Source organism: Xenorhabdus cabanillasii (genome assembly GCF_003386665.1).
In the GTDB taxonomy this organism is placed as follows: domain Bacteria; phylum Pseudomonadota; class Gammaproteobacteria; order Enterobacterales; family Enterobacteriaceae; genus Xenorhabdus; species Xenorhabdus cabanillasii.
Genome location: NZ_QTUB01000001.1, coordinates 82,057 through 103,693, shown reverse-complemented (window position 1 = coordinate 103,693; position 21,637 = coordinate 82,057). Strand labels below are relative to the sequence as shown.

Here is a 21,637-nt window from a genome sequence, read left to right as displayed (position 1 = left end):
CTTTGCTCGCTATTACTGTCACGCCAAAAACCTTTAAGACAATATATCACAGATATCATCAGAAGGTTTAAAACCAGTCTGCGCACTAATTAGAATCTCTCGTATTTTAACTTGATCGTAATTCATACAAGCGTTCTTCATTTCGCACAAATACTCTTGTAATTTATCGTAGTCGAGCATTATTTCATTGGCGGTCAGAATGCGTGGATGCTGCGTTTTTTCAACATTTTCACCAATCAGCAGCTCTTCAAATAGTTTCTCCCCAGGCCGCAATCCAGTGATTTTAATCGTAATATCACCTTTCCCGGTCTCTTCATCTTTCACGCTCAAACCACTCAGGGAGACCATGCGGTGAGCCAGATCCAGAATTTTCACCGGTTCGCCCATATCAAGCACAAACACATCACCGCCTTTGCCCATCGCGCCAGCCTGAATAACCAACTGAGCCGCTTCCGGGATAGTCATGAAATAACGAATGATATCCTGATGCGTCAGTGTTACTGGGCCGCCCACTTCAATCTGTTTTTCAAATAGCGGCACAACAGAGCCGGATGAACCAAGAACGTTTCCAAAGCGCACCATACAGAAGCAGGTCGATTTCTGCTGTGCTGACAAAGATTGCAGCACCAGTTCAGCCATCCTCTTCGTCGCCCCCATCGTATTTGTTGGACGTACCGCTTTGTCTGTTGAAATCAGTACGAATTTACGCACGCCGCTGTTGATAGCAGCCTTCGCACAATTCAACGTACCAAAAATGTTGTTCATGACGCCGTTAACAACATTATATTCAACCAGCGGCACATGCTTATAGGCCGCCGCATGGTAGACCGTTTCAATTTTAAAACGGGTCATCACACGTTCAAGGTGGTGTTGATCCTGCACACACCCAAGAATCGGCACCAGCGTAATGTTCGCATTCAAGTGCTTGATAAGACCACTCAGCTCGCGCTCAATGGCATACAGGGAGAATTCAGAAATCTCATACAGAACCAGCGTGCTGGGGCTGTTGTTGAGTATCTGCCGACATAGTTCAGAGCCAATTGAGCCTCCAGCTCCTGTAACCAGCACCACTTTATCTTTGATATTTCTGGAGATCAACTGCGGCAACGGCGCAACAGGATCTCTACCCAGTAGGTCGGCAATCGAGACTTTCTTGATCGTATCGATTGTGGCTTTACCTTCAACCAAATCGACTATGCCTGGAATAGATAACACTTCGCAGGGTAGTCCTTCCAGCATGGCAATCACTTCTCTTTTGCGTTCACGGCTGGCGCTTGGCATCGCTAAAAGTATTTTCCTGGCATTATACTTATTAACCAGCCATTTCAGTTTCTGCGGGCTATAAACCGTCACGCCGTGAATGATAGTATTTTGTAACTTCTCATTCTCGTCAACGAACGCAATCGGATAATATTCCGCCGCCTGACTCAACGCTGGCAACAATTGTCTCCCGGATGCACCCGCACCATAGATGATAACTTTAGTACCGAAATTCATGCACCTGTTGAGCAGCATGCGCAGTAAAAGTCGCGAACCAACAACGAATAACAGACCAACGGCAAAATAGATGCCCGGGATCGTACGCGGCAAATAGATATTGGTGAAGAAAGCGAGCATGATCAGTAACGCGGCAGACAGCGCCATACCGATAGCCACCAAAACCAGCACTTTCGCGCTCAGATAGCGCAAAACTGCCCGATACAAGCCCAGCTTAATAAAGACCAGAAGTGTTACTAAGGTATTGAAAGAAACAAGATACCAATGCTGGATGCTACTGATTGGCATCAATACATCAATTCTTAACCACAAAGCGAGCCAAAAAGAGAAGACCAAAAGAAAAATGTCGATGGAAAGAGAGATTATTCTTTTGTATGACCTTGGTAATGAGACAAACCAGACTAACATGATATTCCTAATCTTTTACACGCTACTTGATTACCTAGCTGGATTTATTGTGACACATCCAGTCGTGACTTTATATTCAAAAACAAATTGCGAATACCTACGCTCACGCTCGAATTTTATCCTTAACACCCGCCCCACATTTCCACGCCAACGCGATTAAAGGAACCCATGCAATGATAAGAGCCAATACGCCATCAAGGCGCGATGTTGCCGCAGCAAAAGAAAGAGGCGTTAGCCAAAATACGTTAATCGCTATCGCACCCGTTGTGACCTTCGCATGAGATTGATAATGACGGGACAATATTTGATAGCAATGGCTGGCATGCGCTTCAAAAGGTTTTTGCCCGTGTGCCACGCGGCGTAACAGCGTTACGGTCGCATCGACCACAAATACGCCCAGCAAAATCAATTCGGCAAAGAATAGGCGGCTATCCTCATGGCTGACAATCAGTACCAGCAGGCCAATAACAATCCCTAAAAATCCGCTGCCCGCATCGCCCATAAAGATGCGCACAACCGGGAAGTTCCATACCAGGAACCCGATGCTGGCGCCGGCAAGAATCAGCAGGCACAAGGACAAATCTTGCCCTAACAATGCCGGGTTACTTAAGCCAATAACCAACAGGCTCAATGCACCGAATGACACCGCTTCGCTGCCTGCAATACCATTAATCCCGTCCATAAAATTATAGAGATTCAGCATCCAAACAAGGAACAGCAGGCCAAAGACGATGCCAACAATGGGAATATTGATGCTGTAACCGGCAAACACAACCGCCGGGAAACCACCGATAAAATAAAGCCCGGAACCGGCGGCCAGGAAATGGAACACCAGACGCAGTTTCGCATCTATGTGCTTGTGATCATCAATGAAACCGATGACTGCGGTGATCAAACCAGGAATAGCCAGCGCCAACATCATATCGCGAGAAATAAGCTGTGAAAAGTAGCCAATGCCCACAAAAGCAAGTAGCGTGATAACAATGGCAACTCCGCCGCCTCGCGGTGTTGGAATGGAGTGCGAACTGCGATGCACCGGAATATCGAGGACATTATTGCGAATAGCGTAGACCCGCAACAGCCAGGTCAGAACGCAAGCAATAATAAACGCCGACAGCGACATGACGATGGATGACATTATTTTTTATCCTCGTGAAATGCCTGACCCGCAGCGAAGAGGGAATCCCAGATAGTTACAACCGGTTGCCACTTCATCAACGTTCTGGATTTCGATGCATCAACAGTTAACGACTCGAAAAGCTGCTCATATATTTTCTTTTTGCCCAGCAAAGACAACAGCGATTTCAGGATAAAGGGAGGGAAATAGATCAGTCTGACTTTTTTCCCCATCCCTGCGCCCATCGTGCTGGCAATCTCTTCGATTGACAATTCAATCTCATCAGAAAAAACAAATGTCTCGTCTTTTGCCAACGGATTACCAATGCAGTGGGCAATAAAATCACATAAATTGTCCAATGACGCCATGCTTCTGACATTGTTGACCTTTTTGAACGGCAGCAGCAAATCACTTGCCACCAGCTTCAGCAGACGCTCGATATTTCCCGGCGCATTCGGACCACAAATTAATGCTGGACGAATAATGGTAATGGCCATCTTCGTGTTTTTGTATTTTTCCAGCAGCTGTTTTTCTGCTTCGTATTTGGAAATTGCATAGTGTGAAACGGGATGCGGTGTGGAATTTTCACTAATGGCTTGTTGTTTTGAATTATCACCACTTACACCGATCGAACTGATAAAGATAAACTGCTTGACACCCGCTGCAAAGGCATCTTCAGCGAGTTTTATTGTCGCATCACAATTCACCTTTTTAAACACCGCGGCAATATCTGTTTCTTTGTCATTCAGAATGTGCGCGCGTCCTGCCACATGAATAACGACATCACAACCAGAGACGATGTCATGCCACGCTGTATGACCATCAATATCGCCAGTGGCGTAGATATTTCGTGTTGCATCACCTGTGCGTGAGCTACCTGAAACATCGAATGACTTATTCATTAGCAGCTCTGAAAGTCTTGAACCTAAAAAACCAGAGATACCCGTGATCAATATTTTCATTGTAAGCTATTTATTAACAGTTATTATTTGATTGGTACTGAGGATCTGATTAAAAGAAAGGCATTACGCCTTTCTTCTACAGTTATTTTTTACCAATCATCTTCAGCAGGTACTTTCCGTAATTATTTTTTGCTAGCGGTTTAGCCAGTTTTTCGATTTGCCCAGCGTCAATAAACCCTTTGCGGAAAGCAATCTCTTCAGGACAGGACACTTTCAATCCCTGACGTTCTTCGATGGTTGCGATAAAGTTACTGGCCTCGATCAGACTTTGATGCGTTCCGGTGTCGAGCCACGCGTAACCACGCCCCATTATCGCCACGGACAGATGACCCTGCTCCTGATACAGGCGATTAATATCAGTAATTTCTAGTTCGCCACGCGCAGAAGGTTTTAGGCTTTTAGCCATTTCAATGACATCATTGTCATAGAAGTAGAGACCGGTCACCGCATAGTTACTTTTCGGCTCAGTCGGTTTTTCTTCAAGGCTAATTGCCATGCCTTGTTTATCAAACTCAACGACGCCATAACGCTCAGGATCGTTAACGTGGTAAGCAAAAACCGTCGCCCCGCGTTCCTGATTCACCGCGCCATCCAGCAGTTGCGGTAAATCATGACCGTAGAAAATATTGTCGCCCAACACCAGCGCGCAGTCATCATCACCAATAAACTCCTCACCGATAATAAACGCCTGTGCCAGACCATCCGGGCTTGGCTGTACTTTGTATTGCAGATTTAGCCCCCACTGGCTACCGTCGCCAAACAATTGCTCAAAGCGCGGCGTATCTTGCGGCGTACTGATAATCAGGATATCGCGAATGCCAGCCAACATCAAAGTTGACAGAGGGTAATAGATCATCGGCTTATCATAAATCGGCAGCAACTGTTTGCTCACAACCATAGTCACAGGATAAAGACGAGTTCCTGAACCGCCAGCCAGAATAATACCTTTCCGTGTTTTCATTTTACTATCTCAGAGAATGAATTAAGGTGCAGTCGTTGTAATCAACTCTGCCAACATGCGTTTTACTCCTACTTCCCAATGCGGGAGTACCAGACCAAAGGTGTGCTGAAATTTTTCTGTATTCAATCGTGAATTATGCGGACGCTTCGCCGGTGTAGGAAAATTATCTGTAGATACCGCGTTTAATTTGCTCAGCGCCAGTTCTATCCCGGCACGTTTCGCCTCAGCTAAAACCAGCCCGGCGTAGTCATGCCAGCAGGTTTCCCCCCCAGCAACTAAATGATATAATCCTGCCACTTGCGGCTGCATAATGGCAGTACGAATAGCGTGAGCAGTACAATCAGCCAACAGTTCAGCTCCTGTCGGCGCACCAAACTGGTCATTAATAATAGAAAGTTCCTGACGCTCCTTCGCCAGTTTCAGCATCGTTTTCGCAAAGTTGTTGCCTTTATCGGCATAAACCCAACTGGTGCGAAAAATGAGATGCTTCGGGCAGTTTTCCTGTAGTGCTTTCTCCCCCGCTAATTTTGTCTGACCATAGACGTTCAGCGGCGCTGTGCTATCAGTTTCCACCCATGGCTTTTCACCCTCTCCCGAGAAAACATAATCGGTTGAATAGTGGATGACCCAAGTGTCAATTTTTGCTGCTTCTCGGGCGATGGCTTCTACGCTTTCGGCGTTCAGCAACGAGGCAAGCTCAGGTTCAGACTCCGCTTTGTCGACGGCCGTATGAGCAGCAGCATTAACAATTACGTCTGGTTTGATGCGACATACAGTTTCGGCAATACCCGCCGGATTACTGAAATCACCACAATATTCAGTAGATTGAACATCCAGCACAATCAGGTTGCCTAGCGGCGCGAGTGAACGCTGAAGTTCCCATCCAACTTGCCCATTCTTACCGAACAACAGAATATTCATTTACTACGTTTCCCATAGTTTTGCTCAATCCACGACTGGTAGGCACCACTCTTCACGTTCTCGACCCACGTGGCGTTTGATAAGTACCACTTAACCGTTTTGCGGATACCGCTCTCAAACGTTTCCAGCGACTTCCAGTCAAACTCTTTGCTGATTTTGTCGGCATCGATCGCATAACGACGATCATGGCCTGGTCGATCAGCAACAAAGGTAATTTGCTTTTTATAAGAAACTTCTTTAGGAACGAGTTCATCCAAAATTTGGCAAATTTTCTCGACAACTTCGAGGTTGGTTTTTTCGTTATGACCACCGATATTATAAGTTTCACCATTTTTACCAGTATTAACAACTAAATATAGTGCTCTTGCATGGTCTTCAACATATAACCAATCCCGAATTTGATCTCCCTTACCATAGATTGGCAAAGATTTCCCTTCTAATGCATTCAAGATAACAAGAGGAATTAATTTTTCTGGAAAATGGTAAGGTCCATAATTGTTGGAACAATTGGTTACTATTATTGGTAATCCATAAGTTCTGTGCCATGCTCTAACTAAATGATCGCTAGATGCTTTTGATGCTGAATATGGGCTACTTGGAGCGTAGGCTGTATTTTCAGTAAATAAAGGAAGGGAAGAATGTTCTGGAAGCTCATCTGGATGAGGCAAATCACCGTATACTTCATCTGTTGAAATATGGTGAAAAATAAATTTATTTTTTTTGCTTTCGGGTAATTTCTGCCAGTAATTTCGAGCGGCTTCCAAAAGAGTATAAGTGCCAATAATATTGGTTTCAATAAAATCACTAGGGCCACTGATTGAACGATCTACATGGCTTTCTGCTGCTAAATGCATAATCGCATCCGGTTGATATTTTTCTAGTATGCAGTCGAGAGCATTACGATCGCAAATATCTGCTTTTTCAAAAGAATAGCGTGGACTATGATCAATTTCTTTGAGTGATTCTAAATTGCCTGCATAAGTGAGTTTATCAACATTAATAACATGGTCATCAGTATGGTTGATAATATATCGAATTAATGCAGAGCCAATAAAACCTGCTCCACCAGTAACCAGAATTTTCATTTTTGGATTTTCAGTTGATTTTAAGGTTGGTTTTAGAATTAGGAAGGAAGTTTTATGAAAAATACATGTCTATGCTTGATTAAAGCTACCGCACTAGGTTATGGCTCCCAGAGTGCCCATCATTAATCATGGATTGGTTATCTAATTGATATAGAATAATTTTTCTCTAAAAATAAATAACTATACGAGTAATTTTCATCAAACCGCGACGAGGTTAGACCCTCAACGCCTCAAGGTCAAGCATAATAGCCTTTTTTTCTTTAATTATTACATACTGTTATTAACTAAATTTCGGTCAGGACGCCATCTATCTATCGTCCATGCAACGGCAACCAAATCACCAATCTTAGCCCGCCTAAAGGGCTATCTTCTGCTTTCACCCAGCCTCGATGTTGTTCCACTGCGGTTTCGACTATTGCCAACCCCAGTCCAGTTCCACCTGATTCTCTATCCCTTGCTTCATCTGTCCGATAAAACGGGCGGAAGATATGTTCACGATCTTCCGGGTTGACGCCAGGACCATCATCATCAACGGTAATCGTCACGCCATGATTATCAGCTTTAAATGCCACGGCGATATGGCTGCTGGAGTAGCGAAGAGCGTTGCGGACAATGTTTTCCAGTGCACTGCCGAGTACTGCCGGGTTGCAGTAAATAGTCCAGGAACCAGGGGGAGAAACGATATCCAGTGTTTTGTGCATCTGTTCGACTTCAAATTTGGCATTCTCCAATGTGTCATTCCATATCTCGCTGGCTTTGATATTTTCACGCAGTAGTTCATTTTTATGCTGGTTGCGGGAAAGTACCAACAAGTCATTAATCATGCTATCCAGGCGCTGAGTTTCTGTTTCAATGCGCTCCAGCTCTTTGCTTTCTCCGTGACGACGACGTAGCAATGCTGTTGCAAGTTGTAAACGGGTAAGAGGAGTGCGCAATTCGTGCGAAATATCGGATATCAGCCTTTGTTGAGCGGTCACCATTCTTTCTAATGCACTAATCATCTGATTGAAGCTGCTACCAGCAGCCAGAAATTCTTGTGGGCCTGATTCCAGTTCAGGATGCTGTCTTAAATTACCTTTTGCCACCTCATCTGCCGCGTTTTTTAACTTACGGGCGGGTTTTGCTAAACTCCATGCCAGCCATAGGAGTAGTGGTGCACTTATTAACATGGTCGCCGCAGGCAGCAGGAAAGGGCGATCAAACATCAAATTAATAAAATCTGATTGTGGACTGCCTGCCGGCCGAAGCTGGTAGAGGTGATAGTAATCTTCACCATCACGTATTGAAAATGGCCCAAGTATTTCTATACGACCATATTTTTTCTTTTTAGGATGGTCTGTATTGTCAGATTGGCCGAGGAAATTGCGAACAACCTGCACAAAATTTTTCTCATGGCCAACAACACGCCCTTCAGCAGTAGCGAGATATAAGAATTGATCTGGTGGTGCCCATTGGGCAATGGCACGATCTAGCCTTAGCCACCAGAATAGATCATTGGGTGGATAGCGAGTTAATTCTTCTCCAATATGTCTGGCTATCTGGTTTCCTTGCTGATATTCACTGTCTAATAGTGGGGTTAATTGCCTTGAATCCAGCTTGGGCACCATTAGCGCAACCATCAAAACGAGCGCCAGCGTTAGCCAGAAAATGGCAAATATGCGGGCTGTTAGGCTATTGATCATTTCGCTGAAACCATTAAATATCCGCGTCCACGTAACGTTTTAAACCAAGGTAATTCATCAGTCCGGTTGGGTAATTTACGACGAAGGTTAGAAATATGCATGTCTATGGCTCTATCAAAAGGTGTTAGTCGTTTTCCTAATACTTCTTGACTTAAATGTTCACGGGAAACAACTTGCCCCAAATGTTGAGCCAATAAGTAGAGAAGTGTGAATTCTGTTCCGGTTAAATCCAGAATATCGCCATCAAAACTGGCTTCCTGGCGTCCTGGGTTGAGTTGCAGTTTATCGACTTCGAGTACAGGTGTACCGTTGTCAGCCTGTTGTTCGTTCCAGTTGGAACGACGCAAAATCGCACGTATACGGGCTACCAGTTCACGATCGTTAAAAGGCTTAGGTAAGTAATCATCTGCCCCCAGTTCCAGTCCCAGAACGCGGTCTAAATCGCTTCCACGAGCCGTTAACATAATAACGGGAGTTTGGTGGTATTGACGTAGCTCCTTCAATGTCTCAATGCCATTTTTGCGCGGCATCATGATATCCAGTAGTAATAGATCAATTGAAGAATCGATAAATTGTAATGCCTGCTCGCCATCATGGGCGATCACTACACTGAATCCTTCCATTTCTAGTAGTTCTTTTAACAAAGATGTTAGTTCGCGGTCATCATCAACTAATAATATCTTATGCATTCATTCTTCCTCCAAGAGCAAAATACGATAACAAATTTTGCTATTCCATGACTTTACGTACTTTTACATGCTCTGACGCTAGTTTGCAGCCATACGGCTATATTACCTGCACTGAATCGAATAGTGCTATTCGATAAAGCGAGGAATTATTAAATGCGTAAAATAGCAACATTAGCTTTAGCGTCAATGTCTGTGTTTGGAACGGCAATGGCCTTAGCTGAAATTGCTGATGCGTATAATGCCTCCGAGGCTGATTCTTCACTGTTTTGTCTGCCATACGACAAGGGTGATTCTGGTTATTACCAACGTAACTATAACTATAGTTGTGTTTTTGGGGGAATTACATTAACTGAACAGCAACGGCAGCAGATGTGGGATTTGGTGAAAAAACGGCATCTGCATGAGCAAGTAAGAGCGGATATAGAAGCAGAACGTTGGAAGATGTATGCTCTTCTGACTGCAAAGGATTTTGATGAAGTTGCGGTAAAAACGCAGCTTGAAAAAGTAGCAAAGCAGAATATTGATCTCAGTGTAGAAATAGCGCGTATTCGTCATCAGATGTATCAATTGCTGACATCGGAGCAGGAAGAGCAGCTCCAAAAGTGTTATAAAGCGCGAATTGTCCGGGAGTTAAACTGATTCTGTTATACCTAATGACGTGAAGTAATATCAATAACGATTTTCCTTGCCATAGACACCATCCCTGTCTTTCAGCCCCCTTGAGGGGCTTTTTTTTCAATGACTTATAGACAATACCCCTGTAAAAACAACAACATAAAAAAGTACGAAAGAGTTAGAAGGCGTGTGAAAGTTTTTGAGTGTGGACGGTCGGTGGACAACCTCCACACTCTTTTTCCTTACACTACTTTAATTCCACCTTTAAGAGGATTTAATGTAATTGCATGTTGCAGATAATCTGGGGCAAGGTGAGCATAGGCCATCGTTTGGGTTATGCTGGCGTGACCGAATATCTGTTGTAACGCAATTATATTCCCCCGTTCATCATGAAATGACTGGCGAAAGTGTGCCTTAGAACATGGGTTGCCTGACCTTTAGGTAAGTCTGGTTTGACTGTATGTAAGGTGTCACAGAATTTCTTGTAGTCAACCTTGAACAGTTTGCCTGCTTGCTTTTGCCCGCGAATTTCTTTCTCCACATCATCAGAAATAGGAACGACTCGTTGTTCCCCATTCTTCGTTTTAAGAAAATTCACACGACCTTTTAGAACATGTTGAGCTTCTAGTACTACAGCCGTAATTTTTTTTAATCAAAGGATTATCCCTGCTATGGTAATGACATTGTTGTGCACGGTACTGATGTCGCCGCCGCCAATAGGACCAGGATAAAATCTGCTCTAAAGTTTCCCCCGCCTTTTCCATCAGTTTTGACAGCAGCTTACGCAGTTCCGGGACACTCAGGGCTATCAGTCCCTCTGGTGTGTTTTTTCTCCTGTCCCCCCCCCCCCGCAAAACGGCCAGTATCTGTGTCGTATACCCGGCACAAAATGCGCTCGGTGACAGACTATCTGGCGGCGGTCGACACCATAGCTAAACGTTGCCAGAGCGCGCTGGATATCCTGAACCCGGCTACTTACGGCGGTGTGATGACATGTTAGACCGCCCGATTGATTTCCGTACCCTGCCCGAAGCAGAACCCGCTAACGGGCAATATGCCTATTGGTGGAATGCACCCCGCTTTCAGGGGCAAGCGATCTTATCGGATATTAATTCCCTGCCGCGCGTTCTGCGTTATTCCTGCCGAAACGTTACGAAAAGATTCTGGAAGAACAGGGCATTCTGAAAGCCCAGGATTTTTTGTATTTCGAGTTCCATCAGAAACGCTGGCCGCGCATTGCCGCCGTTTTGACATGGATACCCACACGACGCTGATGGCCACCGCCCGGATTTCGACCGAAATCAGTCAGTTTAACCGCCTGCCCGATCTCCATAATAAGCCGCTAAAGACACTGGCAACGAAAATCGCCGCCGGGCTCTTTACGCTGTACAGTATTGTGATCAGTGCATCGCAGCGGCGAACGGCGATAAAGAAGCTATCTACAAGATGCGCCACCTGCACCCGATTTATGGCGAACTGGCGAAACTGGCCCGCAGTCTGCATATCACACCCGCGCATTACGCCCGTTACCTGAAAGGAACACTGCAACCCAAAGAGGTGATTGCGGCCGTGTCCCGTCTGGTCAGTGACGATTTCTGGTATCGCCGGCTTAAGGCACACCGTACCCGCTGGCGGGAAGCATTGCTGATTGCCGCAATGGCCGTCAATAAAAACCGTTCCCCCTATGCCAGCCGTCAGGCCATTCAGGAGGTGCAGTCCCAGCGCCTCGCCAATAGGCAGTACCTTGAGTAGATGGATATTGAAGACGTTGCCACCGGTGAGCGGTTCGATCTGGTTGAGAAAGTCATGCAAAGTATTTCCAATCCGGAAATCCGCCGCATGGAGCTGATGGCCCAGATTGCCGGGATTGAGCGGGTTGCTACGGCGCGCGGCGATATCGGCATGTTTATCACTATTACTACCCCGTCAAAATATCATCCGACCCGCCAGATGGGGAAAGATAAGGTGGCGGTACTGAACAGTCACTGGGCGGAAGAAGCCTACACGCCCAAAGACGACCAGCGTTATCTGGTGCGGGTCTGGGCGAAAATCCGTACCGCGTTTAAGGATAAGGTGCTGAATGTGTACGGGGTACGCGTGGTGGAGCCTCATCATGATGGCACGCCACACTGGCATCTGTTGCTGTTTACCGATAAGGCCAGCCGGGCGGCGGAGGTCCAACAGAAAATGCAGGCGCTATCAACACGGCAATGTGGAAAATGTGGCGAGCGTCTTCCTGTGGCTGAAGTTGTTTCTCTGGCGAGGCGACCTGTTGGGCTACGCTGGGCTGGCATGAGATGAAATTATGATGGTGTGGCATATCACGAAATAACGATAAAACCCGCTGTTACCGTGCGGGTTGTTTGTTTTTATGACTTCATAATTTGACTTCATTTTCTACTGGCATTAATATGACTTCATTATTTGAAGTCGTGGTGTATTGGGATATGAACAAACCGGTTTCAGCGCTCCGAACGAGGCAACAACGTACCTTGGAACAAATTTTTAAAACACCTGTATCGTCGGGAATTAAATGGTCAGATATTGAATCTTTAATCAAGGCATTAGGCGGTGAAATCAAGGAAGGCCGGGGTTCTCGTTGTAAATTTTTGCTGAATGGGAGTATTGCCAATTTTCATCGCCCCCATCCGTCGCCAGACACAGACAAAGGGGCTGTGGCTGGATTACGGGAATGGTTAGAAAGTGTAGGAGTTACGCCATCATGAGTAAACAAAATACAAATATTATGGAAATCGCCGGACTTTCGGCGGTGATCAGTTATATCCCTGAAATAAGCATGTTTCGGGGGAAGTTTTTAGGCTTATCCGGTTATTGTGATTTTGTGGCTGACAGTATCGCCGGACTGCATGCTGAAGGTCGGTTGTCTTTGGATGAATATCTGGAAGATTGTCGGGCCGCGAATATTGAGCCTTATCAGAAACGTGAAAAAATAAAAACGTTTACTTTGCGCTATCCTGAGTCCTTTGGAGAACGTTTAAATCAAGCGGCGGCCGAGCACCATATTTCAGTGAACGCTTTCATTCTGGAAGCGTTGGGCGAGCGTCTGAGAAACGTCTAACAATAGAATGGTGTGACCTGTCACACGATAAAAAAACCGCTGTTTTCGTGTCTTTTGAGGCTTTCTTTGTCAGTTCAGAGTCCGGTGAGAAGGACATAGCCCAGCCAATGGGTTTGCGAGCCAATAGGTCACTGACCACAGAATAATCAGGGCAAACGGGGCCAATCGCCTTGACAGCATGGCGCAAATACCGTGTTTTGCTCGACAGCGCCTGATATCGACTGACCCGAACCGCCAAAATAAGGACGGGGGCATATAGCCCCTGTTGATGTTTTATAGTTGGACTTATTTAAGGTTCAGGTGCGATTTGATGACTTTATTCAGTTCATCGACCCCGGCAATCACACCGTCTTCATCTTCTAATTGTAAACTTGCCACGGCTTCAGCAAATGACGTGGTATCCGTGGAGGAAAGCGGTGAACCCCATTTAATGGTTGTTGCCGGGCTGCCCTTTTTCTGTAATAAGTTATTCACGATAGCAAGGTAATCTGATTGGCTGCTTGTCCATTGCTTATCCTGAGCCGACCAGAACCAGCGGGTGATAAATAAATGGTGCCACAAATCACCCCATCCCGTATACGTTTTACGCAGACGCGGGGCTAACATCCGTGTCCAGGCTTTGGCTTCTTCTTTGGTGATGTATTTCAGTCGGGCACCTTCTAAACATAACATACTGAACCGGACATAATCCCAGGCCAGATATTTCACGTTTTGAATGTCATTGGTGTTGTGATACATCATCTTATATTGCCAGATGATTTCTTGTTTTTCCGTTTCATCCCACTGACTTTTTTCAATGCTGCTCAATAATGTGTCGAAATCGTTTTTTGATAGATGAATAACATTATCTCTTATTTCATAATAACCGGCAGAGTGCCCTTCCATAATGAGCCAAAATAATTGCTGAAGTAAATCCTGCCGATTTTTGATCCCCCATGCCGACGATAATCCATTATCCTCGGCGGTTTCAGGCGCATAGTCATTAACCGCATGACCATTGAAAACCGCATAGGGCGCACCCAGAATGATCCCCCAGTCTTCACTGGTCACCGGAGGGAGCGTGTTTTGCGTGATGATTTCAATATCTTCTTTCATGTTTTCGTTTGTTACATAAGGGGAAAAACGGGCATAAATGCTATAACTCACACCCAGCAAGACAAGTATGAAAGCCCCTGTGCGTAAAGACCAATGCATAAAATCTCCATTTATTATGAGGTATTGAGGACAGTGATAATGAAAGATTTTTAATGAATCACAAAATAAAAAAAGAGGAATTCACATTATCGTATTCATTCAATGGCACTGATTTCCCTTTGTACCAGCCCACACCCCCTGAATGATAGCGGCTTAACCTCCGCCTTAGCGCTGGAAGTGAAAATATAGGATGCTGACATGGGCGCCTGATTTGTTATAATCGCGCTATCGCCTAACACAGCTGGCGCTTTCCTGATAATTGAGGTACTCACATTATGATGAGATGCCCCCTTTGCGGCCACGTCGCCCATACCCACAGCAGCTTTGTACACACACTCCAGACCAAAGAACGTTACAACCAGTGCCAGAATATCAATTGTAGTGCCACATTCGTCAGTCATGAAACCTTTGTCCGCTGGGTGACAACCGACGCTGGTTGAGGCCGTACAGCCACACCCAGTACGCGGTCAACAGACGGTAATGTGCTTCGATAGTCCACAATAAAACGAAAAGAGTGCTGTCCGTCTTCAGTATTAATATTGGCAATATAACAAATATGTTATATTCTTAATTATAACGAATAAGTTATGGGGTCGGTATGTGGGAAGTTATAACGACAGAGTGCTTTGACGAATAGTTTTTGGCTCAGAGTGATGAACTCAGGGAGTCAATTTATGAAGCAATGGGCGTGCTGGAAAAGTTTGGTCCGAATCTTGGTAGGCCTTATGTTGATACGCTATATGGCTCAGATTTCCCAAACATGAAGGAATTGCGTATTCAACACGCCGGTGATCCGATTAGAGCTTTTTTTGCTTTTGACCCTCAGCGATGTGCAATCGTTTTATGTGCCGGCAATAAAACCGGGACCAATGAAAAGCGGTTCTACAAGGATATGATCCGAAAAGCTGATTTTGAATATCGCCGTCACTTGGACAATCTGGAGAAATAATGATGTCTAATTACAGAAAACTGTTAGCGCAAGAAAGCCCGGAAATGCAGGCGCGCGTTGAAAAGCGAGTTGAACAGGCCAGCATCAAATTGGCTCTTAGCCAGTTACGTGATGAGTTAGACATGTCACAGGCGGAGCTTGCAGCCGCTATGGGTGTTCAGCAACCTTCTATTGCTCGAATGGAAAACACCGACCATGATCCGCGCCTTTCAACGCTCAAACGCTATGTAGCGGCTTTGGGGGGAGAATTAAGTATTGATGTGACACTTCCAACCGGTAAGCGTGTGGCATTTCATCTATGATTCAGAAGGTCAAGAAGGAAATGTGACGTGAATTATAAAAGCCCCTCAGCACGCGAAGGGCTTTTTTTTATCTCTATCCGAAATAATATTTACTTTAAAATCAGATAGATAATTTTATCTTAAGCAACTGTAGACGAGTTAAAAATTTCCAAGTGTGGACACTCGTGTTAACACTTTTGTTACCTACAGTTGCTTATGGCTACTAGATTTCTATACCTTCACTCAATGGATTCAATGTAATTGCTAACTGCAAATAATCGGGTGCTAAGTGCGCATACGCCGTCGTCTGTTGTATGTTGGCATATCCCAATATTTGTTAGGGGTCCGTTTGGAAAACGGAAAATATCCCACACCAAGACTGTTTTTTTACAGCCCAGTATTGACAGCGCGTAATGGGCGGTATTTTCCTGACCCCATCTTAAGGTTATTACGCCAGATGTAATCTCCACTCAGATTGATATGTTCCCAGTGCTACTTTACCCCGCAGTAACAAAGTACGTTTCTGTAAGTGACTGGTATGTGTATAGTTATATGCTAATAGCAATTGCGTTTTCTTATTTATCTGCGTTTGGTTATTTCAAGTTAGTTTTGTCAAGTAATACTACTAAATAGGATAATGATGAACGAAAAAATACTTTTAGTTACAGGCTCTAGTCGAGGTATTGGAGCGGCTACCGCTATACTGGCAGCAAATAAAGGATACTCTATATGTTTAAATTATTTAAACGATGAAAAGTCTGCGTTTAAAGTCCGTGATGAGATTTTGAATCTGGGTGCCAAATGTATCGCTGTACGTGCTGACGTTTCCAATGAGCATCAAGTAAAAAAAATGTTCGATAACATTGATACTCAGTTAGGAAGTATTACTCACCTTGTCAATAACGTTGGAATCTTAAAACAAAAAATGCCCTTAATTGATATGGATGGGGAACGATTTCAACAAGTACTATTGACCAATGTAATGAGTCATTTTTATTGCTCTTCTGAGGCGATTAAGCGTATGTCTATTTCTAGAGGAGGCTCTGGAGGTTCAATTGTTAACGTTTCATCAGGTGCATCGAAAAGTGGCTCACCTTTCGAATACATTGATTATGCTGCGTCGAAAGGTGCAGTTGATACCTTTACTACAGGATTATCTAAAGAAGTCGCCGCTGACGGCATACGAGTCAACTGCGTTCGTCCGGGAGGCATTTACACCGATATTCATGCTGATGGAGGCGAGCCTTCTAGAGTTGATCGTATTGCCAAGAACTTCCCGATGCAAAGAGGTGGAACGCCTGAAGAGGTTGCAAATGCGATTCTTTGGCTACTTAGTGACGAAGCTTCATTCGTGACCGGAAGCTTTACAGACTTATGCGGTGGTTTATAAATTGGAAACTAACTTAGCAGCTCGCACTGGACTTCAGCAAAGGCACGACGCTGGCATTTGTAATGGCTGCCGGGTTTAAAATAGAGTCTGAAGAGCCATTCTCAGGTGATAACAGGGATATAACCGTAGACATCATTGTTATTGATCTCATATCAATCCAGACATGGACGTCTACCCGCCCCCCTTCGGAAATATCAAAAGTAATTATCGTGTTTTATCTATATCTGTTTGATTATAAAGGTTATGGAAATTTCCATCATTTTTGAGACACATAGATGATCCAAACTTGAGTCATAGATAGTCTAAGCAGGAATTCTTGCTTAGCTCAAGCTTAACTACCACCCATCGGCAATTTCAGCCAGTGCTCACAGATAAACAAATACCATTTCTGTCATCAAGCAAAAATGGTTAGAAAAGATTAACAATTACCTATAAAGTATCACACGTAATTTAAGGCTCTTTGCATCTCAGCGTGAAGATCTTACGATACGAACTCACTACAGGATAACTATATATGAGTCCCCTCAAAAAACACACAACAGATAGATAAGCCGTAGCAACCATAGTGTGGTTGTTGCGGCGTCCTCAAGAACCTCTCAATTCTATGAGCACGCCGCCAATTCCTTAACTTTAGGAGATGGATTCGTGCACTCAAAAGATTTTTCCTGGCGATATTCTCTTACCACCACAATATTACTGTTATCCCCATTCGATTTACTGGCATCACTGGGTATGGATATGTATCTGCCCGTCGTTCCTCTCATGGCCGATGTACTTGGTGCCGGAACAGGAACAATCCAGCTAACGTTGACGGTATACCTGGTTCTAATAGGAGCCGGCCAGCTTCTATTCGGCCCGCTGTCAGATCGGTTCGGTCGTCGTCCTGTTTTGCTTAGTGGTGGAATTACTTACATCGTTGCTTCATTCGGCCTTGCTATAACTTCATCCCCAGAAGTTTTTTTGGGTCTCCGAGTTATTCAAGCTTGTGGTGCTTCGGCATGTCTCGTAGCCATATTCGCGGCTGTACGCGACATCTATTCGGGGCGTAAGGAAAGCAATATCATCTATGGTTTACTCAGCTCCATGCTTGCTATGGTTCCGGCAGTAGGGCCTTTGCTAGGAGCGCTGGTTAACACCTGGCTAGGGTGGCGCGCAATCTTTGGTTTATTAGGATGTGCAATGGCAGTCGCTGTTATTACAGCCTGGAAACTCTATCCAGAGACCCGGCAGAAACGGTCGGCAGGGTTACAGTGGTCGCAACTACTTCTTCCTGTAAAGCGTCTGAATTTCTGGCTGTACACACTCTGCTACAGTGCAGGAATGGGGAGCTTCTTCGTCTTTCTTTCAACTGCCCCCTGGGTAATGACAGGCCGGCAAGGATTATCGCAGCTTACCTTCAGTTTGCTATTTGCAACTGTGGCTATCGCAATGATGGTGACTTCGCGAATTGCAGGAGGTGCGATTGTTCGGTGGGGAAGGCTGAATATGTTACGGGCAGGAATGTGCTGCCTGGTGGCAGGAGCACTATTGCTGGCAGTTGGAGAGCTACTCATGCCTGAATCGGTCCTTGGCTTCATCGCCCCAATGTGGCTTATTGGTGTTGGCATTTCTACAGGGGTTTCTGTGGCGCCAAATGGAGCGCTTCGGGGATTCGACCATATCGCTGGTACTGTTACGGCCTTCTATTTTTGCTTAGGGGGGTTACTGTCAGGGATGGTCGGGACGTTCACCATTACACTTTTATCCAATGAGACTAGCTGGCCGATTATCGCTTATTGCCTGATTCTGGCAACAATAGTGCTTTGTCTGTCCTGCTTTATTAACAATGAAGGGCACAAGCAACTGGCTCAAAATCATTAAGTGGATGATCTATGGATACCGCGAGAGGAATTTGAGATTGAACTTACCTCTGAAGAAATATTGAGCTATTTATTTTAGTTAAGCGTACAAAAACACAAAATCAAATCAAAAAAGCAGACATATTCTTATATTACATATAAAAAGTATGTCTGCTTAACAATCAGGTGCTAACCAAACAGATTACCAATCCCCTGATGCACCATCATTGTCACTTTTTCCGCCACCACCGGAAAAACTGTCATCGTTAGGGTTTTCCGTACTCTCAGTAGCAATAGCAGGAGATTCTGAACCGGAACCACCAAATAACCCCCCAAAGAGGCTACTGAATAAACTGCCCAGTAACGAAGCACCGAAAAAGAGCACAACAAGTATCAAAATTACTGGCAGGAAGAAAATCATCAGATAGTATCCCAACGGGATAGCAGGAAAAATGCCAACCAAACTGAGTACAAAAGTACAGACAGCCACTGTTGATGCACTCTTGAGGAAACGTTTAAACCTGCCATCTTTACGGAAAACCAGCAAGGGCAAAGATATCAGGCCGATCAGCCAAAAAATCAGCAGATTCGAAAAATCTTTGTCTGATATGTTGTCGGAAGTATCACTGTTATCGTCTTCAAAAGCCTGAGTAATCTTTGATGTTTCTTGCGACGCTTGCTCTTGCCACGATTGTTTTACCAAGGACTCAAGGGACTCAATGCTATTACTGATACCTTCATAATAGTCATCCTCTTTGAAAGCCAGCCTTGCATCCTTACGTAAAATATTTGCCAGTTTAGTTTCCGTTAGTTGCTTTTTAAGGCCGGAACCAACGGCAATACGCATCTTATGATCATCTGATGCCACCAAAAACAGGATGCCATCATTACGTTGTTTACTGCCTAGTTTCCATTCAGTGAACACGCGGGAAGCAAAAGTTTCGACACTATCGCTCCCTGTCGTTGGAAGAATCAAAACCGCCATTTGCACTTTGTGTTCTGATTGCAATTTTTTCAGTTTGCGGGTCAGACGCTGGTGTTCATTCTTGGTTAGGATATTGGATACATCCGTTACACTCTGGGTAAGTGCCGGAACTTCAACGAGCGTCGTCTCTTGTCGGACCTCTTTTGCTGATACACTGCTTATGCTAAAGAAGAGCATAAATAGTATCAAAATATGTTTTATTATTGAGCGGCTATATCTTTGGCGGTGTTTTGTGCTGGTATTTAAACCATCCATTGGTAGATTGGAAATCATGAACATCAAATATCCTTAGCTTTATTTTATAACATCTTTCTGCATCATATTATATTTACCTATCTTGTGACGTCTAATATTGTAATTATCTAAATGAATTGCTGGGTATTTAAGAAGTTAATATGGCTGATATTCTGCAAAAAACAATATTTCTTGTGCATTGGTTTTCCATAGAAAGCCAATGCACAGATTATACCATTTGCCTATTTTACTACTGTAATCCTTGCTGATTTCCATGCCGTCAATAACGCCAATATTGGTGCAATAGAAAAAAGTAAAAATAACCAATGGGAAGAAGAAACTGCGCCCTCAATACCGCCGGGCTGATAAAATCCAAATATGTTGGTGACCATGCCAGCCAATGCAGAGCCAAATGCTGTGGCAAATAGCTGAACGGTAGTAATAGATGAGCCGGCAATGTTTTTATCAGTATCACTGGAAACCTGCAAAATGCGGGTCAACAAATGAGGCCAACCAAAACCGACACCAAAACCAAACAGCCCTAAGCCAAAAATTATCGGTAGTATTATTTTCCACTCTCCCGCTGACTGATAGGGCAACATTACAAGCAATATCAACATACCAATAAACATAAAGGCAGGACCACTTACAATCGCAAAGCGAATTTTCTCACCCTGCCAACTAGCACTGAGCATTTCTCCAATCGTCCAACCCACTGCCGCAGTGGCAACCATATAACCAGAAGCTAAAGGAGATTGCCCATGCAGAATTTGCAGAAAATAGGGAACAAAAACATCACCCGCCAACCCTATCACTAAAAGCGATATAGTAGCGAATAAGATCAGATGGGGAGAGTGCCAATTCAACGCATTTTCTGGAAATAATTTTGCCGAAGTTCGGGGTTCATAGATAACCAATAAGGATATCAATATTACTGCTGTAACAATGCCAAGAATATTGATACGCACATCTTGTGACAAACTCCCCGAGGAAACTGCAAGTACAGCAGCGGATAGCAGAATAAGCTGCACAACAGGTAAAGCTGTTTTCGTTGTATTCTCTACCTGTTTTTGGGGAAGAATCCGATAAGTGAATAAGGCATACAACAAAGTAATAGGCAACATAATGCCAAACGCATAACGCCACACATTCATTTCAGCAAAAATACCGCCAATAGCTGGCCCGATCAGGGTTGATACCCCCCATACCCCTGAAATTAATGCCATCGCTCGTGGCCAAAGCGATTGTGCAAACACCAGATTAATCATTGAATAAGAAAGTGCAAAGAGAAATCCACCGCCAAGCCCCTGAATGGCTCTCCCAATCAGCATAATTTCCATTGTAGGTGCGAAAGTACAAAATAAACTACCGATGAAAAAAACCAGGGCTGCAACCAAATAAGCATTTCTTGCACCTGATGCACTCAATAGTCGCGCTGAAAGTATCGATCCGATAATAGATGCTACGACAAACAGTGTTGTATTCCAGGCATAGAGGTTCAATCCGCCAATATCCTTTACAACGGAGGGCAAAATTGTAATCGCAATTAAAGTATTAACAGCCATCAATCCCACACCCAGTGAAAGCGCTATCGCACTCGGTGCATTTTTACTGGAAAACAGATCCCTCCAGCGATTTTCCTCAGTCATTGCCATGATTATTATTCCTGAATTCAGGTTGAGTTGTGAAATTTGTTACGTTAAATTAAACAAGATAAATCTTGGAATAAATTACTGTCAGGTTCAACAAT

General features: G+C 44.4%; 18 protein-coding genes and 5 pseudogenes. 10 read left to right on the top strand and 13 right to left on the bottom strand.

Annotation, left to right across the window (positions count from 1 at the left end):
• Positions 1-33 precede the first annotated feature (33 nt).
• From BDD26_RS00490 to cpxR, 8 genes are all read right to left on the bottom strand, one after another.
• The gene (locus tag BDD26_RS00490) at positions 34-1,905 is read right to left on the bottom strand and encodes a polysaccharide biosynthesis protein (protein ID WP_115825271.1); all 1,872 of its coding nucleotides are present in this window, start codon (positions 1,903-1,905) and stop codon (positions 34-36) included.
• 103 nt (positions 1,906-2,008) lie between these two features.
• Positions 2,009-3,043: an MraY family glycosyltransferase gene (locus BDD26_RS00485; RefSeq protein WP_115825270.1), complete on the bottom strand. Its 1,035-nt coding sequence runs from the start codon at positions 3,041-3,043 to the stop codon at positions 2,009-2,011.
• Positions 3,043-3,984, bottom strand: a complete 942-nt coding sequence (locus BDD26_RS00480) for an NAD-dependent epimerase/dehydratase family protein (RefSeq protein ID WP_115825269.1) — start codon at positions 3,982-3,984, stop codon at positions 3,043-3,045. Before BDD26_RS00480 ends, BDD26_RS00485 begins: the two co-directional genes overlap by 1 nt.
• A gap of 82 nt (positions 3,985-4,066) precedes the next feature.
• On the bottom strand, positions 4,067-4,945 hold the full coding sequence (gene rfbA / locus BDD26_RS00475) for a glucose-1-phosphate thymidylyltransferase RfbA (RefSeq protein ID WP_115825268.1): 879 nt from the start codon (positions 4,943-4,945) through the stop codon (positions 4,067-4,069).
• A 21-nt stretch (positions 4,946-4,966) separates the two neighbouring features.
• A complete protein-coding gene (gene rfbD, locus BDD26_RS00470; RefSeq protein WP_115825267.1) occupies positions 4,967-5,866 on the bottom strand; it encodes a dTDP-4-dehydrorhamnose reductase in 900 nt (299 codons plus the stop codon).
• Positions 5,863-6,951, bottom strand: a complete 1,089-nt coding sequence (gene rfbB / locus BDD26_RS00465; RefSeq protein WP_115825266.1) for a dTDP-glucose 4,6-dehydratase — start codon at positions 6,949-6,951, stop codon at positions 5,863-5,865. Before rfbB ends, rfbD begins: the two co-directional genes overlap by 4 nt.
• 311 nt (positions 6,952-7,262) lie before the next feature.
• Positions 7,263-8,633 (bottom strand): envelope stress sensor histidine kinase CpxA, encoded by a 1,371-nt coding sequence (gene cpxA, locus BDD26_RS00460; RefSeq protein ID WP_115825265.1) that lies wholly within the window; start codon positions 8,631-8,633, stop codon positions 7,263-7,265.
• Positions 8,630-9,322, bottom strand: coding sequence for an envelope stress response regulator transcription factor CpxR (gene cpxR / locus BDD26_RS00455; protein WP_038263587.1), 693 nt, complete (start codon positions 9,320-9,322; stop codon positions 8,630-8,632). Before cpxR ends, cpxA begins: the two co-directional genes overlap by 4 nt.
• Before the next feature lie 153 nt (positions 9,323-9,475).
• On the opposite strand from cpxR, the gene BDD26_RS00450 reads away from it, so the two are divergent.
• The gene (locus BDD26_RS00450) at positions 9,476-9,961 is read left to right on the top strand and encodes a Spy/CpxP family protein refolding chaperone (protein WP_115825264.1); all 486 of its coding nucleotides are present in this window, start codon (positions 9,476-9,478) and stop codon (positions 9,959-9,961) included.
• A gap of 218 nt (positions 9,962-10,179) precedes the next feature.
• Here BDD26_RS00450 and BDD26_RS00445 read toward each other — a convergent pair.
• A pseudogene (locus BDD26_RS00445) lies at positions 10,180-10,538 on the bottom strand (tyrosine-type recombinase/integrase); the annotation flags it as partial.
• Positions 10,539-10,930: 392 nt separating this feature from the next.
• Between BDD26_RS00445 and BDD26_RS19850 the strand changes: the two are divergent.
• The 4 genes and pseudogenes from BDD26_RS19850 (at position 10,931) to BDD26_RS00430 (ending at position 13,016) form a co-directional block, all read left to right on the top strand.
• Positions 10,931-11,122 (top strand): hypothetical protein, encoded by a 192-nt coding sequence (locus BDD26_RS19850; RefSeq protein WP_244922623.1) that lies wholly within the window; start codon positions 10,931-10,933, stop codon positions 11,120-11,122.
• Positions 11,123-11,341: 219 nt separating this feature from the next.
• Positions 11,342-12,238, top strand: a pseudogene (locus BDD26_RS19845) (replication endonuclease); the annotation flags it as partial.
• Between the two features lie 146 nt (positions 12,239-12,384).
• On the top strand, positions 12,385-12,663 hold the full coding sequence (locus BDD26_RS00435; protein ID WP_176551324.1) for a type II toxin-antitoxin system HicA family toxin: 279 nt from the start codon (positions 12,385-12,387) through the stop codon (positions 12,661-12,663).
• Entirely contained in the window at positions 12,660-13,016 is a 357-nt protein-coding gene (locus BDD26_RS00430) for a type II toxin-antitoxin system HicB family antitoxin (RefSeq protein WP_115825263.1), read from the top strand. Before BDD26_RS00435 ends, BDD26_RS00430 begins: the two co-directional genes overlap by 4 nt.
• A gap of 285 nt (positions 13,017-13,301) precedes the next feature.
• Here BDD26_RS00430 and BDD26_RS00420 read toward each other — a convergent pair whose 3' ends face one another.
• On the bottom strand, positions 13,302-14,210 hold the full coding sequence (locus BDD26_RS00420; RefSeq protein ID WP_115825261.1) for a DUF1266 domain-containing protein: 909 nt from the start codon (positions 14,208-14,210) through the stop codon (positions 13,302-13,304).
• Between the two features lie 275 nt (positions 14,211-14,485).
• Here BDD26_RS00420 and BDD26_RS00415 point away from each other — a divergent pair.
• The 3 genes and pseudogenes from BDD26_RS00415 to BDD26_RS00405 all read left to right on the top strand — a co-directional run bounded on the left by BDD26_RS00415 (position 14,486) and on the right by BDD26_RS00405 (position 15,461).
• Positions 14,486-14,714 (top strand): annotated as a pseudogene (locus BDD26_RS00415) (ogr/Delta-like zinc finger family protein).
• Positions 14,715-14,850: 136 nt separating this feature from the next.
• Positions 14,851-15,159, top strand: coding sequence for a type II toxin-antitoxin system RelE/ParE family toxin (locus BDD26_RS00410; protein ID WP_232217462.1), 309 nt, complete (start codon positions 14,851-14,853; stop codon positions 15,157-15,159).
• Between the two features lie 2 nt (positions 15,160-15,161).
• Positions 15,162-15,461 (top strand): helix-turn-helix domain-containing protein, encoded by a 300-nt coding sequence (locus BDD26_RS00405; RefSeq protein ID WP_038264287.1) that lies wholly within the window; start codon positions 15,162-15,164, stop codon positions 15,459-15,461.
• Between the two features lie 202 nt (positions 15,462-15,663).
• On the opposite strand, the pseudogene BDD26_RS19840 reads toward BDD26_RS00405, so the two are convergent.
• Positions 15,664-15,777, bottom strand: a pseudogene (locus BDD26_RS19840) (site-specific integrase); the annotation flags it as partial.
• A 303-nt stretch (positions 15,778-16,080) separates the two neighbouring features.
• Between BDD26_RS19840 and BDD26_RS00395 the strand changes: the two are divergent.
• A complete protein-coding gene (locus tag BDD26_RS00395) occupies positions 16,081-16,830 on the top strand; it encodes an SDR family oxidoreductase (RefSeq protein ID WP_198023775.1) in 750 nt (249 codons plus the stop codon).
• Positions 16,831-17,475: 645 nt separating this feature from the next.
• A pseudogene (gene cml / locus BDD26_RS00385) lies at positions 17,476-18,666 on the top strand (CmlA/FloR family chloramphenicol efflux MFS transporter); the annotation flags it as partial.
• A gap of 204 nt (positions 18,667-18,870) precedes the next feature.
• Here the strand turns inward: cml and BDD26_RS00380 are convergent.
• Together BDD26_RS00380 and BDD26_RS00375 are read right to left on the bottom strand one after the other, a co-directional pair.
• Complete coding sequence (locus BDD26_RS00380; RefSeq protein ID WP_115825258.1) at positions 18,871-19,932, bottom strand: TPM domain-containing protein; 1,062 nt, start codon at positions 19,930-19,932, stop codon at positions 18,871-18,873.
• Positions 19,933-20,129: 197 nt separating this feature from the next.
• Positions 20,130-21,542, bottom strand: coding sequence for an MFS transporter (locus BDD26_RS00375; protein WP_115825257.1), 1,413 nt, complete (start codon positions 21,540-21,542; stop codon positions 20,130-20,132).
• Positions 21,543-21,637: the final 95 nt, after the last annotated feature.

Excerpts from the sequence above, each read along its gene's own strand:
- BDD26_RS00490 (WP_115825271.1), bottom strand. The coding sequence starts at position 1,905 with ATGTTAGTCTGGTTTGTCTCATTACCAAGGTCATACAAAAGAATAATC.
- BDD26_RS00485 (WP_115825270.1), bottom strand. The coding sequence starts at position 3,043 with ATGTCATCCATCGTCATGTCGCTGTCGGCGTTTATTATTGCTTGCGTT.
- BDD26_RS00480 (WP_115825269.1), bottom strand. The coding sequence starts at position 3,984 with ATGAAAATATTGATCACGGGTATCTCTGGTTTTTTAGGTTCAAGACTT.
- rfbA (WP_115825268.1), bottom strand. The coding sequence starts at position 4,945 with ATGAAAACACGGAAAGGTATTATTCTGGCTGGCGGTTCAGGAACTCGT.
- rfbD (WP_115825267.1), bottom strand. The coding sequence starts at position 5,866 with ATGAATATTCTGTTGTTCGGTAAGAATGGGCAAGTTGGATGGGAACTT.
- rfbB (WP_115825266.1), bottom strand. The coding sequence starts at position 6,951 with ATGAAAATTCTGGTTACTGGTGGAGCAGGTTTTATTGGCTCTGCATTA.
- cpxA (WP_115825265.1), bottom strand. The coding sequence starts at position 8,633 with ATGATCAATAGCCTAACAGCCCGCATATTTGCCATTTTCTGGCTAACG.
- cpxR (WP_038263587.1), bottom strand. The coding sequence starts at position 9,322 with ATGCATAAGATATTATTAGTTGATGATGACCGCGAACTAACATCTTTG.
- BDD26_RS00450 (WP_115825264.1), top strand. The coding sequence starts at position 9,476 with ATGCGTAAAATAGCAACATTAGCTTTAGCGTCAATGTCTGTGTTTGGA.
- BDD26_RS19850 (WP_244922623.1), top strand. The coding sequence starts at position 10,931 with ATGTTAGACCGCCCGATTGATTTCCGTACCCTGCCCGAAGCAGAACCC.
- BDD26_RS00435 (WP_176551324.1), top strand. The coding sequence starts at position 12,385 with ATGAACAAACCGGTTTCAGCGCTCCGAACGAGGCAACAACGTACCTTG.
- BDD26_RS00430 (WP_115825263.1), top strand. The coding sequence starts at position 12,660 with ATGAGTAAACAAAATACAAATATTATGGAAATCGCCGGACTTTCGGCG.
- BDD26_RS00420 (WP_115825261.1), bottom strand. The coding sequence starts at position 14,210 with ATGCATTGGTCTTTACGCACAGGGGCTTTCATACTTGTCTTGCTGGGT.
- BDD26_RS00405 (WP_038264287.1), top strand. The coding sequence starts at position 15,162 with ATGTCTAATTACAGAAAACTGTTAGCGCAAGAAAGCCCGGAAATGCAG.
- BDD26_RS00395 (WP_198023775.1), top strand. The coding sequence starts at position 16,081 with ATGAACGAAAAAATACTTTTAGTTACAGGCTCTAGTCGAGGTATTGGA.
- BDD26_RS00380 (WP_115825258.1), bottom strand. The coding sequence starts at position 19,932 with ATGTTCATGATTTCCAATCTACCAATGGATGGTTTAAATACCAGCACA.
- BDD26_RS00375 (WP_115825257.1), bottom strand. The coding sequence starts at position 21,542 with ATGGCAATGACTGAGGAAAATCGCTGGAGGGATCTGTTTTCCAGTAAA.